Source organism: Marinifilum flexuosum (assembly GCF_003610555.1).
GTDB lineage: Bacteria > Bacteroidota > Bacteroidia > Bacteroidales > Marinifilaceae > Marinifilum > Marinifilum flexuosum.
Genome location: NZ_RAPQ01000014.1, coordinates 13,128 through 37,951 on the forward strand (window position 1 = coordinate 13,128; position 24,824 = coordinate 37,951).

At 38.8% G+C, this 24,824-nt stretch carries 18 protein-coding genes; 3 read left to right on the forward strand and 15 right to left on the reverse strand.

Annotated elements, in window-relative coordinates; all coding sequences use genetic code 11:
* The first annotated feature begins 3 nt into the window (after window positions 1–3).
* Both BXY64_RS20290 and BXY64_RS20295 read left to right on the forward strand, forming a co-directional pair.
* The gene (locus BXY64_RS20290) at window positions 4–1,809 is read left to right on the forward strand and encodes a V-type ATP synthase subunit I (RefSeq protein WP_147376059.1); all 1,806 of its coding nucleotides are present in this window, start codon (window positions 4–6) and stop codon (window positions 1,807–1,809) included.
* 26 nt (window positions 1,810–1,835) lie between these two features.
* Window positions 1,836–2,294 (forward strand): V-type ATP synthase subunit K, encoded by a 459-nt coding sequence (locus BXY64_RS20295; RefSeq protein WP_120241794.1) that lies wholly within the window; start codon window positions 1,836–1,838, stop codon window positions 2,292–2,294.
* A 789-nt stretch (window positions 2,295–3,083) separates the two neighbouring features.
* Here BXY64_RS20295 and BXY64_RS20300 read toward each other — a convergent pair.
* Entirely contained in the window at window positions 3,084–4,385 is a 1,302-nt protein-coding gene (locus BXY64_RS20300; RefSeq protein WP_120241795.1) for a M18 family aminopeptidase, read from the reverse strand.
* A gap of 277 nt (window positions 4,386–4,662) precedes the next feature.
* Here BXY64_RS20300 and BXY64_RS20305 point away from each other — a divergent pair, with 277 nt between their 5' ends.
* Window positions 4,663–5,961, forward strand: coding sequence for an exonuclease domain-containing protein (locus tag BXY64_RS20305; protein WP_120241796.1), 1,299 nt, complete (start codon window positions 4,663–4,665; stop codon window positions 5,959–5,961).
* Window positions 5,962–6,018: 57 nt separating this feature from the next.
* On the opposite strand, the gene BXY64_RS20310 is transcribed toward BXY64_RS20305, so the two are convergent.
* The 14 genes from BXY64_RS20310 to BXY64_RS20380 all read right to left on the reverse strand — a co-directional run bounded on the left by BXY64_RS20310 (window position 6,019) and on the right by BXY64_RS20380 (window position 24,812).
* Window positions 6,019–6,639, reverse strand: a complete 621-nt coding sequence (locus BXY64_RS20310) for a nitroreductase family protein (RefSeq protein ID WP_120241797.1) — start codon at window positions 6,637–6,639, stop codon at window positions 6,019–6,021.
* A gap of 86 nt (window positions 6,640–6,725) precedes the next feature.
* A complete protein-coding gene (locus BXY64_RS20315; RefSeq protein ID WP_120241798.1) occupies window positions 6,726–8,531 on the reverse strand; it encodes a prenyltransferase/squalene oxidase repeat-containing protein in 1,806 nt (601 codons plus the stop codon).
* Window positions 8,532–8,585: 54 nt separating this feature from the next.
* On the reverse strand, window positions 8,586–9,560 hold the full coding sequence (locus tag BXY64_RS20320) for a prenyltransferase/squalene oxidase repeat-containing protein (RefSeq protein WP_120241799.1): 975 nt from the start codon (window positions 9,558–9,560) through the stop codon (window positions 8,586–8,588).
* Between the two features lie 2 nt (window positions 9,561–9,562).
* Window positions 9,563–11,143 carry a polyprenyl synthetase family protein gene (locus BXY64_RS20325; protein ID WP_120241800.1) on the reverse strand — a complete coding sequence of 527 codons (1,581 nt, stop codon included), beginning with the start codon at window positions 11,141–11,143 and terminating at the stop codon, window positions 9,563–9,565.
* A gap of 91 nt (window positions 11,144–11,234) precedes the next feature.
* A complete protein-coding gene (locus BXY64_RS20330) occupies window positions 11,235–12,428 on the reverse strand; it encodes a radical SAM protein (RefSeq protein ID WP_120241801.1) in 1,194 nt (397 codons plus the stop codon).
* A 103-nt stretch (window positions 12,429–12,531) separates the two neighbouring features.
* Window positions 12,532–13,398, reverse strand: coding sequence for an ATP-binding protein (locus tag BXY64_RS20335; RefSeq protein WP_120241802.1), 867 nt, complete (start codon window positions 13,396–13,398; stop codon window positions 12,532–12,534).
* Between the two features lie 92 nt (window positions 13,399–13,490).
* On the reverse strand, window positions 13,491–14,714 hold the full coding sequence (locus tag BXY64_RS20340) for a PQQ-binding-like beta-propeller repeat protein (protein WP_120241803.1): 1,224 nt from the start codon (window positions 14,712–14,714) through the stop codon (window positions 13,491–13,493).
* Between the two features lie 10 nt (window positions 14,715–14,724).
* Window positions 14,725–15,405, reverse strand: coding sequence for an ABC transporter ATP-binding protein (locus BXY64_RS20345; RefSeq protein ID WP_120241804.1), 681 nt, complete (start codon window positions 15,403–15,405; stop codon window positions 14,725–14,727).
* A 301-nt stretch (window positions 15,406–15,706) separates the two neighbouring features.
* Window positions 15,707–16,816: a beta-alanine-activating enzyme beta-propeller domain-containing protein gene (locus tag BXY64_RS20355; protein ID WP_120241806.1), complete on the reverse strand. Its 1,110-nt coding sequence runs from the start codon at window positions 16,814–16,816 to the stop codon at window positions 15,707–15,709.
* A gap of 122 nt (window positions 16,817–16,938) precedes the next feature.
* On the reverse strand, window positions 16,939–18,510 hold the full coding sequence (locus tag BXY64_RS20360) for an FAD-dependent oxidoreductase (protein WP_120241807.1): 1,572 nt from the start codon (window positions 18,508–18,510) through the stop codon (window positions 16,939–16,941).
* A gap of 52 nt (window positions 18,511–18,562) precedes the next feature.
* Window positions 18,563–20,902: an NAD(P)H-dependent oxidoreductase subunit E gene (locus BXY64_RS20365; protein ID WP_120241808.1), complete on the reverse strand. Its 2,340-nt coding sequence runs from the start codon at window positions 20,900–20,902 to the stop codon at window positions 18,563–18,565.
* Between the two features lie 2 nt (window positions 20,903–20,904).
* Window positions 20,905–22,803: a PQQ-binding-like beta-propeller repeat protein gene (locus BXY64_RS20370; protein ID WP_120241809.1), complete on the reverse strand. Its 1,899-nt coding sequence runs from the start codon at window positions 22,801–22,803 to the stop codon at window positions 20,905–20,907.
* Between the two features lie 182 nt (window positions 22,804–22,985).
* Window positions 22,986–24,248 (reverse strand): 4Fe-4S binding protein, encoded by a 1,263-nt coding sequence (locus BXY64_RS20375; protein WP_120241810.1) that lies wholly within the window; start codon window positions 24,246–24,248, stop codon window positions 22,986–22,988.
* Between the two features lie 3 nt (window positions 24,249–24,251).
* A complete protein-coding gene (locus BXY64_RS20380) occupies window positions 24,252–24,812 on the reverse strand; it encodes a 4Fe-4S dicluster domain-containing protein (protein ID WP_120241811.1) in 561 nt (186 codons plus the stop codon).
* Window positions 24,813–24,824: the final 12 nt, after the last annotated feature.

Genomic DNA, 24,824 nt, shown 5'->3' on the forward strand with positions numbered 1-24,824 from the left:
AAAATGAAAAAGTTACTCTTGTTCCTGCCTAATTCGGAAAGAGATATCAACACGAACCTTACCATTTTAGGTGAACTGGGCATGGTACACATTGCTCCTTTTCAGTTGCCTAAAGATGGGTCTATTGATAAAGTTGGTTACCGGGTAAAGCAATTAAAAAAGGCAATCAACATTCTGAACCAATACAAAAGCAGGGAAAACCATCCAATTGCCAACACGAATCGAATCGATAAGCTTGCGAAGGATGAAAATGCTTTGCTGGAAAAGGTATTGAACACGGAGAAAGAATATCAGAATCTGCTACGAGAAAAAGAGCAATTGAATGAAAACCTGAATTGGTTTAAGGATTGGGGAAATATTGCATTAGATGATTTTAAACTATTGCAGCAAAAGGAAGTTTTCGTTCGATTGTATTTGGCTAAGGATAAAGATGTACGAGTTATTTCGGAACAGGAGCAGATTTCCATTGTTGGGAAATTAAACGACCTGCATCAAATTGTTTTTGTAGCAGAAAATGAAGATCAGAAATTAAATCTTACTGAAGTTAAGCTTCCTGAATACGGAATAAATGAGGTGGTGGATCTGATCAATCAAAATGATGCCATCATTAAGCAATGTGAAGATTTGCTTACTACCCTTTCTCAACATCAAGCTATTCTTGTAAAAGCTTTGGCAGATGAAAGCAAATGTTTGGATCTAAAAAAGGTAGCGTTTAGTGGTCATAAGTTGGATGATCAAATTGTATACTGGAAGGGTTTTATTCCCGAAGAATCGGTTGAGAACTTGATTCGGGTTGCTGAAGAATATTCCTGGGGATATGTAATTCAGGATCCCAATGATGAGGAAGCAGATGAAGTTCCAACTTTATTTAAAACAGCCAAATGGGCCGAAAAAATTAAGCCTGTAATGAATTTTATGGGTTTGGTTCCGGGTTACAAAGAGCTGGATGTATCGAAGATATTCATGATCTTCTTTACCTTTTTTACAGGAATATTGGTTGGTGATGCCGGATATGGATTGGTATTCTTACTAATCACCTTTCTGGTGCACCGCAAAAAGAAGTTTGCTTCCATTATCGAATTTCAATTGATGTATACGCTTTCAGCATCCATCATGATCTGGGGAATTTTAACGGGTACCTATTTTGGTTCAGCGGCCATTGCTGAAATATCAATTTTAAATCAGCTTAGAATTGAGAAAATCGCAAGCTTTGGTGGCGATAGCATCTTCATTCAAAAATTGATGTTTGTAATTGGCGCCATTCATTTAAGCATTGGACATCTGCAAACTGCATGGAAATACAACAATAGCATTAGAGCGATAGGACAATTGGGTTGGGTAGCCATTATATGGGGATTGTTTGGCGTAGTAAACAATTTGGTGCTGGGATTGGAAGCTCAGCCAATTACCCCCTATCTGTTCGCAATAGGTATCAGTATGGTGGCTTTGTTTTCCCATACAGGTTCAAATTTCTTTAAAGGAATGCTTTCTTCCATAGGAAATCTGCCCCTTAGCATTATCAATGGATTTTCGGATATCATTTCTTACATCAGACTTTATGCCGTTGGATTATCAACCGTATTAATGGCTACAAGCTTTAACAATATGGCCATTGGCGATGGTGTTACAACCATAGCTTCAGGCATCAGTGCAATAATGGTTCTAATATTGGGACACGGACTAAATATGGTTCTTGCGGGCATGGCAGTATTGGTTCATGGTGTACGATTAAACATGCTGGAATATGCCGGACATGCTAATGTTGAATTCTCGGGAAGAGAATTTAAACCTTTCAAATTAAAAAAGTAAAAATCAACAAATAAAACTTTAAAAACATGACTTTATTAACAGTAGTATCAGGATTTGGTGGACATGCAATCGCTTTAGGAATCGCAGGAGTTGGATCGGCAATTGGAACAGGAATTGCAGCAATGGGTGCAATGGGTCTTTGGAAACAATCGATCAAAGACAAGAAGAAACTTCCTTCATTGGCTCTTGCAATGGTTGGTATGCCATTAAGCCAGGTAATTTATGGTATGATTTTCATGAATTCGATGATTGGAGCAAACCTTAATCCTGATAGTTATGGCAATCAAATGATTTGGGCATTTTTTGTAGGTCTTGCTATTGCTGCATCTGCTATTATGCAGGGAAAAGTTGGAGCTGCTGCTTGTGCTAACCTGGCTGTAGACGACAAACAAGGATCGGGAATGTACATCGCCGCTATGGGGGTTATCGAAACAGTAGCGCTACTTGCAATGGTATTTGGAATGGGTGGCATTCCAAGTGTTTAATACCTCAACAGGTATTAATAAAAACTCAATAATTAATACCGATTAGTTGCTAAGTTTACTCACTTATTTCGCTACACTCATAACTGAGTGTTAGCAATCTATCGGCACTATACCCATGAGTAAATTAACATCTAAAATGGTATAAAAAGGCCAGGTCAAGCTTATTGCTGATTTGGCCTTTGTTGTATTCTTACCATAAGAAATTGCTACCGTGGATAGCAAATTTGGGGTCACGGATAGCAAATTTCCTATCCCAAATAGCAATATTCCTATCCAGAACCTCGGCCTTGGGCAAAACAACAGCAAATTTGCTATTGACATACGTCAAACTTTCTATCTGCTAGAGCAAATTTTCCCTACTTGCACACCAAATTGCTATATTAAAGCTCGAGTTTTCCCCCAGAAAGGTCTAAATTGACCTAAAAATAATCGAGCCTCTTAAAAAAATGATAGCAATTTGCTATCCGTGACCCCAATTTTTCCCTCCAGAATAGAAATGTCGAGGGTACGAACCCCAATATTGACCTATTGCAGACCTCTTTTCCTATCGGCGATAGCAAATTTGCTATCCCGCACCCCTTTTTTGAGCCTTTTAAGGGAAAAATCGAGGGTAAAATCAGCTACATCGTTCTGGTAAATAGAAATTAAGAGGTTTTATGAAGAAATGTAGATCTCCCTTATAGAAAACTTGTAATCCTGAAGGGTATTCATAACGTAACACAATTCATATCTCCAAACAAAAAAGGCAACACCCATGTGCTGCCTTTCAAATATCATATTTAGTAGATCTTACAATCCGAAGAAGTAAGTAAATACTTTACGAACGTAAGCATTGTCTTCTACTCCACCTGTTTCGCGAACCGAGTGCATTCCGAACATTGGGTTTCCTATGTCAACAGTACGAATATCAACCTGACCCGTAGATACATTACCCAGTGTGCTACCTCCAACTAAATCGGAACGATTCACAAACTTTTGATAAGGAACATCAGCATTCTTACACAAGGTTTCGAATACTGTACCCGAATCACCATCGGTAGTATATTTTTGGTTAGCGTGGATCTTGATTACCGGTCCTTTGTTGATGAACGGACGGTTGGTAGGATCATGCTTCTCACCAATATTAGGGTGTACAGCGTGAGCCATATCTGCCGAAATCATGAACGAGCTGTAGATGGCACGGTGCAATGCTTCCATATCTTTACCCAATTTGAAAACAATACGCTGCAAAATGTGACGCAATACCGGAGAACCTGCTCCCTGCTTGGTAACACTTCCCACCTCTTCGTTATCGAAAATGGCAAGCATTTGGGTTTTCTTAGAGTTGCCAACCGATAACAGAGCCTTTAAACCAGCATGAGCCATTGCCAAATCATCCAAACGAGGTGAAGAGATGAACTCATCATTCAATCCAAAGATGCATCCTTTTTCAAGCTCAAATAAGTTTACGTCAAAATCGATAATTGCTTCAGCATCAATCTTCAATTCGTTGGCAATCAATTTCACCAAACAATTGTCCTTTTCCATCTCTTCTGTAATCATAGAAAGCAATGGAAGCATATCTTTCTGCTTGTTCAATGCAACACCATCGTTCACTGCACGGTTCAAGTGAATTGCCAGGTTAGGAATCACCATCAACGGACGATCAATCTTTACATACAAATGCTCTGGATGCAAAGGATCGTTTGATTTTACCGATACACGACCTGCGATAGAAAGAGGACGATCCATCCAAGTATTCAAGATTGGACCACCATAAACTTCTGTATTTAATTTGATATAGTTTCCTTCAACTTCAATTTCAGGATTTGGTTTGATTTTAAAACCTGGTGCATCAGAGTGAGCACAAATCATTTGGAACCCTTCCTCTTCAATCTCTCCCGTTCCAATTTGAAAAGCGAAAATAGCTGATCCATTCTTTGTTGTAAAGTACTTTCCTCCCTTTGCAACTTCCCATTCTTCGCGAAGATCTAATTCCTGAAAACCAGCCTCGTTTAACTCCTTTCTGATGTTATTAACGGCATGGTAAGTACTCGGACTTCCATGAATAAAATCGATTAATTCTTGTGCTTGTTGTTTTGAATTACTCATAGTGTATGTTTTAATATTGTCTTCGAAATTTGAGTTTCAAATCTACATTATTTTTTAGGTTTGGCAAGTACTTTAGGCACTATATGAATTCATTTTTCGCTCAATAGTTTTATATTTGCTCTAATACCGATTATTAATTATTATGCGCCATTTGTTCATTCACTCCAAATGCCTAACTAATTATATATCGGCATTTCATTTTAATATTTCACAGTTTCGCCTAAGCTCACTCTGAAATTTAAATGGTATTATCTGATTACCCTAATAAAAACTAACTATGACAAACGATCCAATACTGGAACTTTATAATCATCAATTTGCCATTATCTCACTCGAAACAACCGGTATTTCGCCACAACATGGCGATCATTTGGTTGAACTGGCTATACAAACGGTGAATTGGAATGGTGAACTACTGGACAGTTACGAAACATTAGTACATCCAGGAAAAGACATTGAAGGCTTTCAAATTCACGGCATAACCGATGATATGGTGAAGAATGCTCCTTCGGCTTCGGAAATTGTTCCTGATATTCTTTCTCGCTTAAATGGCAAAACCCTGGTAGCTCACGATTTTGATTTTGCTGTTCGCTTTTTAGAACCAATTCTAAATGGTAACATGCCTAAATTGGAAGGTATCTGTACTTTAAAACTGTTCGACTTGGTGGCTCCGGATTCGGGTCTGCGTAGATTGGAACAATTGTGTACTTATTACGATATTGAATTTTCGGTACGCCATTCTGCCAAGTCTGATTCTTTGGCAACGGCCAAGCTTTTCTCCATACTGAAGAATTTATATGCTCAGCAAAACGAGATTGAAGACTTCGTTGAAAACTTCCTTCACCTGATTAAAATTGAAGATTGCCCGAAAGAGCGCAATATTTTCATGAAGCGAAAGGAAGCTAAAAACATCGCCAACATCCAGAAAAACAAACTTTACGATTTACTAAACAGGTTAACTTCAAGTGCTGGAGATTCTGTTCCTGTACGTCAGTATTTGAATGTTTTGGATCGTGCTTTGGCGGATCGCATTTTAGAAGAAAAAGAGATTTTCTCACTGGTAGATTTGGCAACAGACTACAAACTTTCGAAAAAACAGGTGATGGAAATTCATGAGGAATACTTGCGCAAGCTGATTCGCATTTACCTATTGGATGAAATTTTAACAAATGCCGAAATGGATGATCTTCATTTGGTCTCCGATTTGCTTTGTATTCTTCCCAAAGAATTGGATTTGTTAATTAAATACGAGCGCACCAAAATTCCAATTACCACACCTGGAGTTCAAAAACAATTGAAATCATTGACAGGAAAAAGCGTTTGTTTCTCTGGTCATCTTAACTGCAAGATCAACGGCCAAAGAATCGATCGTGAATTGGCTCAACAGTTGGTTAAAGAGCGTGGCCTGATCGTTAAAAGAGTAGTCTCTAAAAATGTAGATTACCTAATCACGGCTCATGCAGAGCAATTCTCTGGAAAAGGTCGCAAGAACCGAAAAGCCATGGAATATCATGTAAATGTAATGGATGAGAAGATCTTTTGGGAGATGATAGGCGTAGTTGTAGACAATGAATAACTATCAATTAGTAATGAATAATAAAGGCGCGAATGATTCGCGCCTTTGTTATTATTCTTAGTCGATGATCAGATCTTCCATCTTCATTCTCTTTCTGGCTTTTGGATGTTCATCAGGATAACCAATTGGCAACACCGCTACCGGATACAGGTTCTCATCCCATCCAAACAGTTCGCTAATTGCTTTCTCATCTATTAACCTCATCCAACAGGTTCCTAAACCAAAATCCAATGCTCTCAAAGCAATATGCTCTACTGCAATCGCGATATTAAATGCTACTGACTTGGCTAAATCTTCCTTTTTTAATAATGATTTTGCTTTTGTCGTTTTATTCAAAATTTCGCAAATCTCATTATCGAAAGCTCCTATTTCTCCCAGATCCTGAACTCCTGAAACACGACCATCAATGTAGCCCTGAACATCTGCACAAATAACCAAAACAACTGGTGCTTGACTCACAAATTTTTGATTGTATGAATATTCTTGAAGCTTTTTCTTGTTTTCGATATCGCGAACGATTTTAAATCTCCATGGCTGGGAGTTACATCCTGAAGGAGCAAGCCTAGCAGCATCCAGCAATTCCATTAAAATCTCATCTGAAAAATCGCCAGGCTTAAATTTGCGAATACTCCTTCTTTCTTGAATGGCTTCTTTTGTACTTAATTCTCTATATTTCATCTGTGTGTTTGCATTATTTTTTAAGGGTGGCAAAACTAACAATAACAGATTAAAGTATTTAAACTTTTAATGAGAATCTCAAAGCATTATGCCTCACTCGCAATTATTAATTCGTAATTCGTGATTGATTTATGCACTTCATATAATGCAGAGCTTGCAAATACCAATGGATACATATCCTCGAAGTACCAAAGTGAGGCAAAATACAATCCTATAGGAGTAGCTTTGATGTCATTCAAATCATTAGGAAGGTGAAGATGTAACCACTTCAATCCATTATTTATTTCTTCCTGATTTTGAATTGAGGCCAACGCTCGTATTGCCAAGGAAGTTTCTTCAATGGTAGAGATTAGACTCGCATTTCCTCCCCATCCTCCATCTTCATTTTGAACAGATTGCAGAAAGGCAATAGCTTTGTTTTTAACTTCACGTAATCCTTTTAAAACATCTGGATTTAAACCACTTATAGAATACAGCACTATTGAAGTTCCATATACAGGATTTTCATGCTGCAAATCGTCCTCATTTCCAAACCATAGTGGTAACCATGAGCCATTATCGAATTGTGAATTCTGCAAATACCTCCATGCCTTCTGAATACATTTATCCACTTTGCTTCTGGTCTGAGCATCCAATTTATCTCGCCAAAGAGATAATGCTTTTATGGCATGTGCTGCAATATCAGGACAGGAGCAGTCGAAAGGCAATTTCCCCCAACCTTTACAAAAGGTAGGCAAGCCTCCATCATTATTCTGAAGTTCAATTAACCAGTTCACACCATTCTTTATTGCCTCAATGGGAATATCCTGGTATTCGTTCAATTTATGTAATGCAATCAATGCTCCCGAAGTATCATCGGCATCCGGCACTCCTCCTTGTAAATGAGTCCATGCCCAACCTCCTGGTTTTGCCTTTGTAAATGGGTGAATATTCTTTAACTGGTGATCCAGGTAATAAGAAACAAACTTCTCTCTATCAGTAATTTCAGACAAAAAACTATGATCCAATGCATTTACTGATAATGATGTTACCCAAGTGGCCAAATGTGTGTCAATAGGCCAGGATCCATCCTCACGAATCGAATGCTCCAAAAAGTTTGCTGCCTTTTTACAAACTTCAAGCTCTCTCTCTCCTGCTCCAATCAAGCTCATTAGTACAAATCCCGTTAAAGGTGCAGCTTCTAAAAAGCCACCATTGCCAGGCTGTTTTTCCGATAGAATTTGTAGAACTTTGGGTTTTACGGATTGGTTTAGCTTCTTTGTTAACTTATTTGGTTTGCTATGTTGTGCTTTTACCAAGCCAATCGCAATCAATGCCGGAATGGCATAGCTTACCACTGATAAGTTCAGAAACTTAAAGAGCTGATCGGGAAATACTGCCATTTGAAATGGAAGTTGTGGAACCAATTTCCATCCATTTTCTCCTAACCTTCCTGATAGTGCACACATGGAAAGGATAGGTACCGAAAAGGTTTGATCGCTTTGATAATGATTCAATATGGCAGTACTTATAGATTCAGGATCCAATTTCTTCAATCGATCTGTCAACCAATTCTCAGCATTTTGAATGCACTCAGCAAACTCAGGACGATCTTTGGCAATCGAAAAACAAGCCCATGTAAGTAAAGTGGTACTCAAATTACTTTTGCTTCTTATGGTATCTCCCCATCCACCATCCAAATTGACATTTTGAACCAGCCAGAACAGACCTTTGTTGATCTGAAAGGCGTATTTCTTTTTATCGTATTTCCATAATGCAAAAACTGCTACAGCAGTTGACAGGGCACTACTGGATAATTTTCCATCCCAGTATCCATTTTCATTTCGAAGTGAAAGGATATGATTGTCCAGTCTTTCTTTTAGGCTTTGTACGTGGTTGTAATTGGAAATCATGATATGGTTCAATTTAGCAATTGGTTATCTCTTGCATTAAGGGTGCAGTCCTAATTAAGACAGAACACCCAAACCTAGAAGAGCATAATAGGTATATTCCACATCACAGGACATATCAGCAATGCTACCGAAAAAGCCACCCGACTCATCCCAATGAAGGTTGATGAAATTTAAGGAATTTTCGGCAAACGAGTCCATATTTTCTCCAGACAATTTCAAGGCCAATAATGCAGTTGCTGTTGATAAAAGATCTGAAACAGGTACATCTTTAGCTGCGATGAATCCCCCTCTCTTCGATCTCATTTGAAGTAACCAATCTTTACTTTTTCCACGATCCAAATTCATAATCATACCAGCTGCAGTAGCTGAAGTTACCCCATCTGAACTGTTACTTTCATTCGCATAAGAACCATTATCCAATATTAATGACTGATTTGCATCTTGAATTTCTTCAATTGAATCCGCTTCTATTTGCAAATCTTGATATAAAGTCCACATTAAATAATTGGCATAAACGGTAGAGTGTTCTGAGTCTTTTGCATTGTGATTGTAACCTTCATCCTTAGAGATATAACTTTCTATTTCCCATAGAACTTCCGAGCAATCATTCATTGTTTTTTTTGCCAGTTTTCCTATAATAAGATCTTTAGCAAATCCTATTCTTAAATATTTGGTGGACTTAAAACCTGTTTTTTGCTTTAAATCTATAAGATGCAGCAAATAGAAAGCCCTTACCAAACATACTGAATGTACAAAATCAAGATTTTTCTGTTCAAATTGTTGCAGGTATTTTTTCTCATCAGCTATATTCAATTTCAAATCCAAAATTAAGGCAAGTGTATATCCAAAAACCGAGTAGTACAAATCTGATTTGCCAGCCTTATCGATAAATCCTCCTGAATCACATTTTTGGGAACGCAAAAACGAAATAATATGATTTTTAGCATCTTCACTTAAAGCCTCTTTTGCACTTAGCAAGCTTTCCAGTATGAATTGGTTACAATTGATTGATTTTTTAGACAATGTCATATTTATTCAGGTACGATCCTATTCAATAGGCGTGTTAATAATATCTTTAAGTTTGAATTGGACAGCCTACAAAGACTTTTCATAGCTTTTTGCTTGTATTCACTTAGCATTTCTTCTGCTTCTTGCATTGCCTCTTTGGTTTCATCCCATTTCAAAATGTCTGAGTCCTGATTTCGCCTCCACTCCTTGATCTTTTCAGGATATTTTTCATTCAGAATACATGAAATCATCGACGGTTGAACTGTATTAAATCCACTGGCAATTTCATTCTGTCTGAAATCATCCAAATCATCATTAATCTGATAAGCAATGCCGAGTGCTATGCTATATTCCGAAATCACCTCGGTAACATCGGCACCCGCATTTGCCTGGATGGCACCAAATTGCAATGCAACTTCAAAAGCTGGTGAAGTTTTATTACTAAAGATTCGAATGATTTCTTCTCTGCTAAGCAATTTCCCATTCGATCTCCAAAGCAACTCTTCACCTTGCCCCAATGACAAATCGCGATGAGCACAAGAAGCTACCTTTAGTAAACTTTTAATATGCTTTGCCCCTGATTCAGCAATCATTTGGTAACCATATCCTACGATTAAATCTCCAACATTTAAGGCTACCGGAACATCAAATTCCTTGTGTAAGCTCGGTTTACCATATCTTTTATCATCATCATCGGCAATGTCATCGTGCACCAGTGATGCTTTATGAAAGCACTCTATCGAAACTGCTAATTTTTGGATTGTTTCATTATACTCTCCTGATTTTCCCATCAAAGCATCATAAACTGCAGTCATCATTAAAGGACGCCAGCGTTTTCCATCCTTTTCAATCCAATTGATGGCAATATCAACCGTGTCATCCTGGTAATCGAAAAACTCCTGCAAATTCTCCCTGTTAAACCATGATTTTACAGATTTTTTTAGCTGATCCAAATCGATCCAGCCATGCCAATTGCTTTCCTTTCGATTGGCAAGAACCTCATTCAACCAAACATCATCAACTTTGGAATCTTTACAATCGTTATTGTACAATGGAATCGCAATGGATGGAACAGCTTCTCTTACAGCCAAAGGAAAAGATCTTTCGAAAGAGTGCAAACAACCAACGCCAATTACACATTCCACCTGACCAGATGAAAGTAACACACTTGCCGATGTTGTTCCCTCGCTTACAATGGTGTGATAGCCCAAATCATCGGCTTTAGAAATAATATCGGCCAAATCGCATCGACCACATTGTTCGCATAATAAACCCAATTCATCGAACTTTGCAGGACAATCGGCATGACTAAAGCACTTGGGGAGTAGTAATATTCGGCGATTGAAAGGAATGCCAGCCACGATATTTTGCCATGCAAAATTATTAATCATTACAGCCAGTAGTTTCTGATAAAGAAACAATTCAGGATGCATTTTGATTAGTTCTCCTGAATGAAAAATCACCTCCGATTCCTGCAAAGGCGGTATGATTTCCGTTTCAGCAGCATAATCACGAATCAAATCCCTGATTTGCTTTAGCTTCTCAGGAGTTTGTGGTAGTGCATTACCCAAGTTTGTATTTATTTGATCTTTCCTTAATATCATTGCACATTATCTTAATCTTCTTTTTTTTCCTCGTACAGACGCACGGCTGTGCGTCTCTACACTATATCAAAATCAGCCGTGCGTCTCTACTTTACCCATATGCACCAAATCCAAAGAATGAATATTTCTTTGCAAATCGGTACACCCACGATTTTTCGGGAATTTCTTTTCCAGGGATATGATGACCAGCACATGGTCTCATTTTTTGTAATTCTTCGAATGCCTTACTTCTTTTCGATGAATCGTATGCATCAGCCTCTTTCAGCATGGTATGTAATTGCTCTGGAGCATCCAACAAAATGCATCCTTGTGTACAATCAGTTATCCCATTTCTTAAACCTGAAATGTATTTTGAATTTTCAATTAATTCAGGAATATTGGAATCCACCTCAATTTTTTCACCTGCAAATTGTATTGGCGGACAAAATTCAATATCTCCGTAAGGATTAATATGATGCGATAAACCTATTGCACCCGGACAAAGCGCATTTCCTTTCTCATCCCAATAGGTATCGATAATCATTAATGGTGCTTTTACACGAATGTCAACCATAAATTGTCTCAGCTCCAGAATTTCTTTTTCCGACAAAGCTAATTCAGTGGTTGGACGCTCTCCCACTGGACGATAAATATAATACCATAAATAATGAACGCCCTTTTTAATGCAAGAGTTCACAAATTCTTCGCTCACCAAATCTTTAAAATTCGATTTACAAACACTTGTAGCAACACCTGTAAATAGTTTGTTATTAATGGCAGAGTCTATTCCCGTCATGGTTCGACCATAAACATTGTTCGCTCCCCTTCTGATGTCACTTACATCCTGTAAGCCTTCCACACTAATTAAAGGAGATACATTCCCCAACTTTCTCAAGCGTTGAGCCACTTCGTCAGTCAGCAAAGTTCCATTGGTAAACATTTGAAAGTAACAATCGGAATGGCGTTCTATTACATCAAACAATTGAGGGTACATCAATGGTTCTCCACCTAAAAGACCAAAAAAGTATGATCCTTTTTTCTTACTGGAATTGATGATATTTTCCAGTGTTTCCACATCCATTCCCTTGGAAGTATTATTAATGGTTACCCAACAGCCCTGGCAATTCAAGTTACAGTTATCCGTGACGGAAATCATCATGAAAGCCGGATACAATTCTCCATTCTTTAAACGCTTTTTGTGCTTTGCAACTGCTTTCATGCCTTTAAAGCCAAGGTTATAGCCTAATTTCCAAAGCAACTTTAAATCAACAGTACGTAATATTCTTGATCCTAATGAAAATATCATTCTTTTGTTTTTTTATTCCCCTCTCGAGAGGGGATGAAGGGGAGTGTTCTAATTACATCCCCCTAAATCCCCCTTGAAAGGGGGACTTGAAATACTTAATGCATTAACAACAACATGAATTGGAATTGGCATCACCATCTTTACAATCACAATCGCAACTTGCTTCCGGTTCCTCTTTGCAATTGCAGTCGCAAGCACATTTCTCTTCTTTTTTCTCTTCTACTTTATCCGCTCCACTGCAACAAGCTCGACGCTCTTCCTCTGCCATTTGTAATTGATCTTTCTTCAATAATGACACCTGGAAATTCTTTCTTCTTGCACTCAGTACCGAATAAACATCATCATTCTGAATTTGTTCGAGTATATCCGTTTTTTTATTTTCAGAACCATCTCCATCTCCTCCATCAATCGGACTTTCGGCATATTTAGGAAAAATGATTGCATTTTGTGAACAAACCCTGGCACAGGCAGGACACATGTCTTTGCAATTTGCCGAAGCTGATACTACAACTGTTCCATCATCTTCAACCGAGTAAACGCTAAACAAACAGAAGTTCAAACACTTTCTACAGCCGTTGCAACGTTCATAATCGATTACCGGATACCAAGGTTTCCACTCATCAGAATATTTAATCTTTAGTGGTTCACCTGTTCCCGATTCCAAACTTGAAATCAATTCCTCCTTTTCATCATCAATATGAAGATATTCGGTTGCCAGTTCTTCATTCCTGCGACCCGTATTATCTACCAAGTGTTGCATGGCACGAGCCTGACAGCCAAAAACAAGAGCATCCTTGGCTGTGTACAGACTTTCCAAATCATCCGGGTTCTTAAGAATTGTACCACACATATCTTCAATATAAGTGAAGCCAATATTCTTCTCTTCCAGAGTCTCTATCAATTTTTGAACAGACCCTTTTTCGATTTTTCCATCTTTCTCACAACCACATATAAATATTTGCTTACTCATAGTCTAAGTTTTAAGTAACAGAAAACATTCATTTAAAAAAACAAGTGCCTCAACTTTTGGTTCGATTCTTAACAATTAATAATTACTCATTGTTAATTATTAATTGCCTTAATATCATATGCCATTAATGCATCGCCATGACGGATATACAATATCCCATTATTGATAACAGGTTGAGCAAAGTGCTCTTTAGTTCCTTTGGTAATTTTAAATTGACTTACCAATTCCATTTTTTCCGGACTTACTTCTACCAATCCAACTTGTCCTCTCTCGTTATAACAATACAGCATACCATCGGCAGCAATACTCGAGCCTCTACCAAATTTCAAAGTATCTCTGGTTTTACCAGTTTCTGCATCAACACTCTTCCAAGATTTCTTGCGATGTGCCGAAGCAATGATTTTACCATTAAGCTTCACAACACCACCCATGATGTTATCCAATTCTTCATTTCTCCACACCTCAGTAATCTTAGTACCCTCGTCTTCCAGTTTCAATTTCACAGTACCATTTCCACATCCGGTAACGTAATACAAATATCCATCTTCATAAATCGGTGTATTTCCATTTACATCACCTTTGGTAGTATCCTGCTGGTGAGTCCATAAGGTTTTACCTGTTTGCGATTCCACGGCTAACAAAGCATGTTCCGAGAAGGTTACCAATACATTTCTTGTTGGATATTCAATCAATAAAGGAGAACAATATGCAGGCATTTCACCAACACCCGAATTGATCCATTTGGTTTCTCCTGTAAATCGATCCAGTGCAATAATGTTTTTTTCTTTCCCTCCTGGAGCAGCAAAAACCAAATCGCCATCTACCAAAAGAGACTGAGAATATCCAAAACGTGTATTTTTACCTTCAAATTTTTCCAACATATTGATTTTCCACTTCAATTTACCTGTTTCAGCATGGATACAAGCAACATCTCCCAAACCAGAAGCTACGTAAACCAAACTATCAACAACAGTTGGAGCAGAACGAGATCCGATAAAATTCTTCATCCAATCTTTACCAAATTCTGTTTTCCAAAGCATCTTCCCTTCCAAATCCATTGCAATTAAATAAGCAATGCTATCCACCTCTCCATTCAAATAAATGTTATTATCAGTAACAACAGGCGATCCATAACCATTTCCAACACCTTCTGCATCCCAAAGAAGCTTTGGACCATCCTTCGGCCACTCTTTTAAAAGATTCGTTTCCGCATAAATTCCCGAGCGGTTTTCACCTCTCCATTCGCTTACTTTTTTCTGTTTCGATGTACATGAAAACAGCGACAATGCCATTAAGATTAAGACGTAGTTCTTCATTTGTGTGGGTTTAGATTTTAGATAATTTTCCGTTATCAAGTTTGTATATATTCTTCATTTTTTTTGCCAGATCCATTGAATGGGTAACCACTACAAGTGTTACTTTTTGTTTTTCGTTGATCGATACCAATAAATCTCCAAGTTGATCAGCCGATTGCTTGTCCAAGGAACCTGTTGGCTCATCGGCCAATAACAATCCTGGTTGATGAATTAAAGCACGCACTACAGCAGTTCTTTGACACTCTCCACCCGACATTTGTCCAGGCAATTGACTTATTTGACCTGACAAACCAACAAAATCAATCAATTCCTGAGCTCTTTGTTCTGCCTCAACTTTTAACTTCTTATCTTTTTCAGGGATCAAGGGCACCAATACATTCTCAATTAAACTCAATTGAGGCAATAGGTGATGCGATTGAAAAATGAATCCTAGATTTCTGTTTCTGAATTGAGCTATTTTATCTTCTGCCAGCTTCCCAATTTCTCTTTCGCCATGAAAAATTACTCCCGAATTGGCATGATCCAACGAACTAATCAAATTCAACAAAGTACTCTTACCAGAACCCGATGGTCCAACAATTGCAATCGAATCACCCGATTCTATTTTTAAGGATAAATCGTCAAGAACCATTCTCTTTTCCTTGCCCGAAACCTGATAGTATTTTGAAATTTGCTTTAACTCTATTTCCATGCTTGTTATCTTTTCGAATCCTTAAAATATTACTATTCGCTTTTTAAATCACTTTTTTTCGCTCTATGCCCCAATTTTCCTGATAAAATCTACTTTCTCCGCAAATTGTTATTGGTTCATCATTATTTAAAAGCTCTCACCGCCTCCATGGGGTCTTTCTCCATCACAATAATCCATTCTCCAGGTAAATGACTCATTTCTCCAGCATTTTTTCACGTTCTCCAAGTCATTTACCCAATTCTCCGGCAAAACAACCCGTTCTCCAGCAAAAAATCCGTTCTCCACGGGGCTTTCATAAGATTTACCTTTCTCCAAAAACATAAACAGATCCATCCATTGATGTCACCACAATCATTCCTTCCACCACGGCCGGTGTTCCAATTAATGCCCTTCCAATTTCATATGACCAGATTTTCTGACCATTCTCTTTATTTAGCAAATACACTCTTCCATCACCTGAAGCCATTACCACTGCATTGGTAGCAATTACAGGTGATGCCTCTATCTTGTTTCTGGTTTTAAATTGCCATTTTATTTTTCCCGATTTCTTATCAAAACAGTACACCTGTCTGTTCTCTGCTCCAATAATCACGATATCATTGGCAATGGCAGGCGATCCCAAATATGAAATTGCTCCTTCTTTCTTCCAGTTCACCTGATTTTTCTTAAAATCCACACAGTAAAACTCACCATCGTGATTTCCGAAGAATGCATGATTCCCATCCAAGGCAACTGATGAAGCGATATAGGTCTGGATATCCAACTTATTCTTCGATTTTCCTGTCTTCACATCCACTTGATGCAAAAATCCGTCACAACCACCAAACATGGCAATTTCGCCATTGCATGATGCTGCTCCATTAATGTAGTTATCCGATTCATACTCCCACAACTTCTTTCCAGACTTCGCATCCATGCAATACAATTTAAAATCGTAGGAACCGAATAGGATTCTTTTCTGCTTGCTAGTTTTATCGTAAAACCAATTTGCCGATCCTGAAACTTGACCTTCAGTTACAAACTTCCATTTCACCTCGCCAGTACCGGCATTCAGGCAATAGAAAGTCCCATCCAAAGCTCCAAAATATACATTTCCATCCAAGTATAAAGGCGATGCTTCTACCGAAGTCTCCGCATTGAACTTCCACTTCAACTCTCCCTCATTACTTAAGGCATACAGGTTACCATCATTCGATCCAACATAAATGATCCCATTGCGAACAATGGGCGATGATTTAATGGCATCACCAGTTTTGTACGACCACAAAAGAGATGGATTCTTAGGCAATTCTGCTTGAGTGATACCCCTCAACTGCGCATTCCCGCGAAAAGAAAGCCAGTTGTGTTTGTTTTGAGCTATTGATGATAGACTCAAAGCGATTGTTAATATGGTTAAGAATAGTTGTTTCATATGTTTTCCTCATCCCCTAAACCCTTCTCCTTGAGAAGAAGGGGAATGGAGCTGCTATTATTTAATTTCTTATCTCAATCCCTCTACTTGAGGTGATATTATTAATTGTTAATTACCAATTCTTAATTAGAGCGAAGCGATAATGCTCCCGTTGGACATGCCTCCGCACATTCCTTTCCTGCAATGCTTAATGCTTGTTTCAATTGCTGATTAAAAGGAACAGCCACTTTCACCGTAAAACCTCTGCCAACATTGGTCAATCCGGTTTTCTCTCCATGCCTTTCGGCGATTTCAATACACAATCCACATTTGATACATTTTTCCGGTTCATAAATCACCGAATCATGGTTGAAGTATTTCACTACAGAATTTCTTTCGCCTAGAGCAAATCTTCTGCGATCTATCTTGTATTCTTCTGCACAATCTCTCAAACGGCAATTGTCCAACTTACGACAATCGCAATGCATGCAACGCTTTGCTTCTGCAATGGCTTCTTCTTTTGTAAATCCTTTTGGAGATTTTGCTTCCACCCGATCTCCCTCAACCGATTCCTTCAAATATTCAGCCAATTCCTCTTTACGAAGGGTTCCAAATCGTGAGTTGAATAATCTCTCAGTTGCCTTGGCCTTGCCTTCATTTAAATAAGCATCAACCGACCAGGCAGCTTCCTTACCCATAGCAATGGCTTTCACTGCCATTTTCTGAGTTCGAATTACACTACCACATGCAAATACCTTTGGATGGGATGTAGCATAAGTTCCGGCATCCACGTTCAGTCCAGTCTTTCCAGCTTCCAGACCAAATTTTTCTCCATCCGTTCCATTAGCAAGAATCACCGCATCGTACTCTTGCTTTAGGGATTCAAACTTCTCTTTTGAAACTTCAGTATTGCAATTCTTTACCAATCCTAGTTGATCTAAAACAGCAACTTCTCTTGCTATCACTTCTGTTGGCAAGTCACCATTTAAGACTGATGCCAATAACATTCCGCCAACACCTTCATATTTTTCAAACAGCTCACAATCGTGTCCTTTCAACAATAAATGATAAGCGGCTGAAAGTCCGGATGCGCCTCCTCCAACAATTGCAACTTTCTTGCCGCTTGCCTTCTTTTTTTCAAGCAAATAATCTTGAGTTTCCTCTTCCGAGAATCGCTTCAACAAACAAATGGATACAGATTGGTCCACATCTTTCCTGCGACAGACTTTTTCGCAAGGAGCCGAGCATACATATCCCAAAATCCCTGGAAGGGCAATTTCCTCTTTTACAATTCTCAATGCCTTATCGAACTGATTATTGGCAATAAATCGATTCATTTTAGGAATATCCATATATGCTGGACAAGCCACACGACATGGAGCCTCGCAATCACCAACATGATCACTCATTAAAAGCTCAATGGCTTCCTTTCTGGCTTCTTTTACCTCTGAATCCTCACTTGCCAAATCCATTCCATCCACTACCTTGGTAGCACAAGAAGGAATCATTTGCTGATTGGCATTGTTTTTCACCATACAAACCATACAGGTAGGATGATTGCTACATCCTTCCATATAGCACATGCTTGGAATATGAATCCCTGCAGAACGGGCTGCATTTAAAATGCTAGTTCCCTCCGCAACTGTAATGGTCTGATTGTCTATTTTAATTGTTGGCATTATATTTCTTTTTGAAATCCATGAGTTAAAACTCATGGCAATTCATTTTATTTCTGATACCACGAACTAAAGTTGCATGGCTGTTCATCTATTTTATTTCCACTGCATCCACCGGGCAAATCTGTTTACAGATATCGCATTTGATACACAACTCATTGTCTACAGTATGTAATTCATATGGCTTGGCCTGTATGGCATCTACCGGACAGCGTTGAGCACATTTGGTGCATCCTGTACAATCATCGTTAATTTCGTAGCGAATCAAGTTTTCACACTTTCCGGCAGGGCATTCGCCTTTAATGTGAGCCTCATATTCATTACGGAAGTACTTTAATGTTGACAGTACAGGATTTGGCGCTGTTTTTCCCAAACCACAAATACTTCCCTTTTGAGTATTAATGGCCAATTGCTCCAACAAATCCAAATCACTCAGTTTTCCCTTGCCTGACTTGATCTTTTCCAAAATCTCAAGCATTCGTCTTGTACCAATTCTACAGAAAGTACATCTACCACATGATTCTTCCTGGGTAAAAGACAAGAAATAATGAGCGATATCCACCATACAATCGGATTCGTCCAAGACGATCAATCCTCCAGATCCCATCATGGCTCCTACTTCTTTTAAAGAATCAAAATCAATGGTTGTATCCGCCATTTCAGCAGGAATACACCCTCCTGATGGTCCACCAATTTGCACTGCCTTAAATTTCTTTCCATTGGCAATTCCTCCACCAATCTCTTCCACAATCTGACGAATGGTGATTCCCATTGGCACCTCAATCAAACCTCCTCGATTGATCTTGCCTGCCAAAGCAAATACCTTGGTTCCCTTGCTGTTTTCTGTTCCAATCTCCTTGAAACTTTCTGCGCCATTGCGAATGATAAATGGCACCAACGAAAGGGTTTCAGTATTGTTGATTAAGGTTGGTTTATCCCACAAACCTTTTTCCGCCGGGTATGGCGGACGCAATTCAGGAATACCACGTTTCCCTTCAATAGAAGCAATTAATGCAGTTTCTTCTCCACATACAAAAGCTCCCGCTCCTTCGAACACCTTTAAATCGAAAGAAAAATCACTACCAAGGATATTCTCCCCAATTAAGCCTTCTTTCTTGCAGATTTCCAGTCCTTCTTTTATGCGGGTTACTGCCAAAGGATACTCTGCACGAATGTACAAACGCCCTTCACTGGCACCTACAGCATAAGCTGCAATCAAAATCCCTTCAATAACTCTGAATGGGTAGGATTCCAATAACATTCTATCCATAAATGCTCCCGGATCTCCCTCATCTCCATTACAGATGATGTATTTTTTATCGGCTTGGGCATTTTTCACCAAATTCCATTTGATAAAGGATGGAAAACCTGCTCCCCCACGGCCTTTTAATCCACTTTCTTCTATCTGAGCGATAATCTCATCCGGCGAAAGCTCTTTCAAACATTTTACAAATGCCTCAAAACCATTTTTCGATTTGTATTCTTCAAAATCTGATGGCTTAATTTCTCCTCTATATTCAGTGGCAATGTTTACTTGTCCCTTTAAAAACTCTGCAATAGGTGTATCTTTTTCATTTGCATTGTACCTACTTGAGCTGATCGGAACATCCGAAAATGTTAAATTCTCAGCATAATTGTAGAATCTATTTTTGAAACGACTCATCCAATTTTCGGAGCGAAAGTGGTTTTTAATGATCTCACTTACCTCATTCGCTTTAATTTTTGTGTAAAAAGCGGGCTCTTCACCATCCTTGTGAATCTCCAACATTGGCACCTGGTTGCAAACACCAACACAGCCAACCTGTTTTACATCTACTTTTATCTGGTTATCGGCAAGTGTTCTTTCCAACTCTTCCTTTACTCCCGAACTACCACTTGCAATACAACAGGAACCTAATCCGATTCGAATTTCTCCCTGTGAGATTCCATCTTCGGTAAGTTCACGTACCTGCTTTTCTTCGCTTGGAGCAAGATTTTTGAAATCTTCGATGATCTCAGCAACCTTGCCGGTTTCTACATGTCCGTAGGTCACATCATCAATCTGTACAACAGGAGCAATGGTACAACATCCCAAACAAGCCACTTCTTCAATAGTAAATAGCTTATCCGCATCGGTATCACCTTCAGTAATTTTCAATTCACGTTTAAAACTATCGTAAACCTGCTTGGCTCCTTTTACGTGACAAGCCGTTCCAACACATACTTTTACAATGTGCTTTCCTACTGGATGGTGTCGAAATTGAGAATAAAAAGTAGAGATTCCCGTAATCTGGGATTCCGTAATTTCCGTCGTATCGCAAACTCTTTTCAAAGCCTCTTCAGGCAAATAGTTGAATTTCCCTTGAATGGCCTGAAGAATTGGAATCACTTTATCAGAATCTTTCCCTTTTTCAGCAATTATCTTGTCAACAATATTTTGAATCTCACTCATAGTTATTTCCCTATACAATAAAGGTGTTTCTCTCCGCGGATATATACTCTTCCATCAGCAAATGCCGGTGTCATATCTGATTTCTCTCCTAGTGCAGGAGCTGCTATCTCCTGATATTCCTTATCAGCTTTAAAAATGTGCATCACCCCTTCTCTGTCAAGCAGATATACATCCCCATTGGCAAGAATTGGAGATGCATAAAATCCACTACCGAATTCCTGCTCCCAACGTATTTCTCCGGATTTGGCATCATAACATACCACGGCTCCATAACTGGTAACAATTATCAAATTATCTCCTGAAATAACAGGGCTAGGAACATCCGACAAGTAATCATATGCTTCCCATAGAATTTCTGGATTTGCTCCCGGTTTAATGGCTACAAGACTAGCATATTCATTCAAAGCAAACACAATTCCATCACCCACAGCCACCGATGGTCCAACTTCTCCGGTAATACAATCCAACTTCCAAAGCTCTTTTCCTGTATTTACATCGTATGAAGCTACACAAGGATCTGCTGCCAGAATAACTTCCGTATTTCCACCTATCTCTGCAATCACAGGCGACGCCCATGATACACGAACCTTTCTCTTGGTACTCCACAATTCATCACCATTAGCAGTTGAAAGTGCCATAAGGCTGGCCGATTTTTTATGGTCGTACTGCACAATTAGTTTATCCTGATATACCAACAAGGATGAAGAGTGCCCATAATGATTATGAGGAACTCCAAGGTTCTTTGCCCATTTCTGTTTTCCATTAAAATCCAAAGCAGTGATATCGCCATTGGCAAATATTGCAAATACTGATTTTCCATCCGTAGTAAGCGTAGAAGCAGCATGTCCTGTATCAGGAGTTACTTCAGGCGATTTTGCCGGAGAACCTGCAATGCCTTCCACCTTAGCAGTCCAGAGTAGCTTCCCATTATTTCTATCATAGCAGTATACTTCTCTTTGAGTAGCATTGGCTCCTGACAAAAACAGCTTATCTCCCCAAATTACAGGGGAGTTGTAGGCATGAATCGGAACCTGAACTTTCCACAGTACATTTTTACCACTTGCGCCATCCCAATCGGTTGGGATGTTTTTTTGATAAGATACTCCCTGTCCAGCAGCTCCACGGAATGCCGGAAAGTTTGCCATCATTTCTTTTGTAGGGTATGATACACCGCCAGTAACTTTTGGGGCGGGAGTTTCCTTTTTGATCTCTGGTTCTTTCTTCTCAACTGCCTCTTCTTTCTTATCTTCAACAACAGGTTCAGCAGGCTTTTCATTCTCCTTTTTCACCTCTTCTGCAGCTTTCTCTACCTTAACCTCTTCCTTAACTTCTTCTTTAATTGGCTCCACCACCTCAACATCGCTTTTTTCTTCAGGAGTTGATTGTGCTACCAGTGCTGCTTGTGTAAATTGATTTCCCAATTCCTTGTGAGTCAAAAAAGCTACTAATAATGTAATTGCCACCAAGCCAAAACCGCCAAGGCCAATCCACTCACGAGCTTTCTCTTTGAATAAAACAATATTCTCTTGTTCACTTTCTGTTACTTCCGGTAGTTTTTGCTTGCCTGCATAAAACATCTGTAAAGCAATTGCTGTAACAATAACACCTAATAACAAAAGATAACCACCAGCTTTCACCTGCCATTGATTGGTGAAGTAGGCTTTACGCACCAAAAGATCCATTTCACGAATCTGCTCTCGCAATTGATTGTCATTTGGATTTTCTTCCAATCGCTGCACCAATGAGTTGATTAATTCTGTATTTACAGGATCAATTCGATTGATTTGTATGTAATTCACCAAAACCAACATGCAGATGATAAAGGAGAAAGTTCCCGCTACAATCGCGATATTTCTCCATAGAAATTGGTTGGTTTTTCTTAATTTGAATTTGTTATTCATGGGTTAGTAATTTACTACTGAATAAGTTTTAATATAAATGATTCTCTTCTTGTAAAACCCCTCTGCCAGTTGGCATCTCCCCTAAAAGGGAGAAACCCAAAATTGTAGCATTGCTCGATACAATCGATCCATCTCGAAAATTTAATTCGGAATCCTAATTACTCATTATTAATTGTTAATTCTTAATTGCTTTCCACCGGACAATATTTTAAACATCTGGCACAGCTTACACATTCCCCTTTATCTGGCTCATAATCTTCTCGATATTTGTATCTTGTTAATCCTGCCAAAGACAATCCAAATACCAAACCAATAAAGGCTCCTAGCATCCACGATCCATAATAAAACTGCTTTAATATAGCTGCTGATTCCAGATATAGTTCCTCCTTGGTTTTACCAGAGGTTCTGAATCCTTCAATCTCCAAGCTTTCCTTCATCGTATTCGAATCGAAATGAAGCAATTCATTGGCCAAACGTACTTTCGAATTCACCATTGCCAAATTTTCATGGAAATTTGAAACCACCCAGCCTCCAATAATCATTAAGGCAGGAATTATCATTCCCAAAAGGATGAAACGTCTCGTTGCAGATCTTTTACCCTCCATTTGTTTGACTTCAACAGGCTTATTGATGGCATCCAATGGACATGAATTCTCGCATAGTTTACACTGAATACAACTTGCCGGAGTAATGCTTAAATGATTTTTGGAAACTCTGCTCACCAAGTTCAGAATCACACCGTAAGGACATAAAAATCGACAGTAAGGGCGTGCAATAAAAACACTAATCAGCAGAAATGCAGCACCAATGGCAAACATAAAAAAGGTTGCATTGAACCTGAATATTCCAACAAAAGGATCATATCTACAGATAATAAAATCGGTCCCCGTTGCTGCATAAAGAATCGCTAAACCAAGATATATCCATGGAATCAATCCCAAAACTTTCTGTAGCCATTTCTTCAAATTCACCGGTCTCAACAGAAAAACATCCTGTACCGCCCCCAAAGGACATACTCCAGCACAAAAGGTTCTTCCGAAAAACAATGTATAAACCAACGGAATAACGAAAAATGCTAATGCTGAAAGTGGAATATGGTATCCTGGATTGAATAAAGCCAATACAACATTTTGAACCGATCCAACTGAACATACACACCCCTCTCTAAGAAATCCAAAATATACAATGGAAAATAGTGAAGTAATTACAACACCTGTACGTGAACGTTTCCTATGAATAAACCAGGTAATCAAGCTTAAAGCTGCAATTAAAAGCAATACGTCCACCAATGCGAATATTCCCGCACGAGGTTCTGGCATGGAAGCTACTGGTTGCGTATAGCCCGATTCAAATTCTGGTCTTGGAAATCGTTGAGTTTGCGCAAAAGCTGCAAAATCGATGATCAATAGCACAAACAGAGAGAATATCGAAAAGATTTTCTTCATTTCTTAAATCTTTTTATTGGTTTTGAAGCCGGCAAACTGGTAGGCTTCTTCAAGAGGAACTCGTTTAAATGCATCTGATGGACAATCGCGTGCAATGGCGCATTCGTTGCAATTCACACATAAATCGTGACTGACTTGTAATTGTAGTGAACCATTTCCGAAGGCACCACAACCTTTTACACATTTACCACAACCAATGCACAACTCATCAATGATCTCATACTTAAAATAAGGATCTTCTACATAAGTACGTTTGATGGCTCCTGTTGGACAAAGCATATTTTCTGCACCCGTAGATAGATTCTTTACATTCGGTCGAAAATATCCACCACACAAATCACAATAGCCACACATGTCGTAAACATGAATGCATTTTACTGCCGATGGTGTTACAACACAACTTGTTGCACAACGTCCACATTGTGTACATTTGGTTGGATCAAGTTGCCAAAGGTAATCTCCTTTTACACTTTTGTTCGCCAGAACTCCTGCAACTCCAATAATGCTTGCTCCCGCCGCAAAACGAAAGCATGTATTTATAAATTCTCTTCTGTCTTTTTTCATGCTTACTAGTAA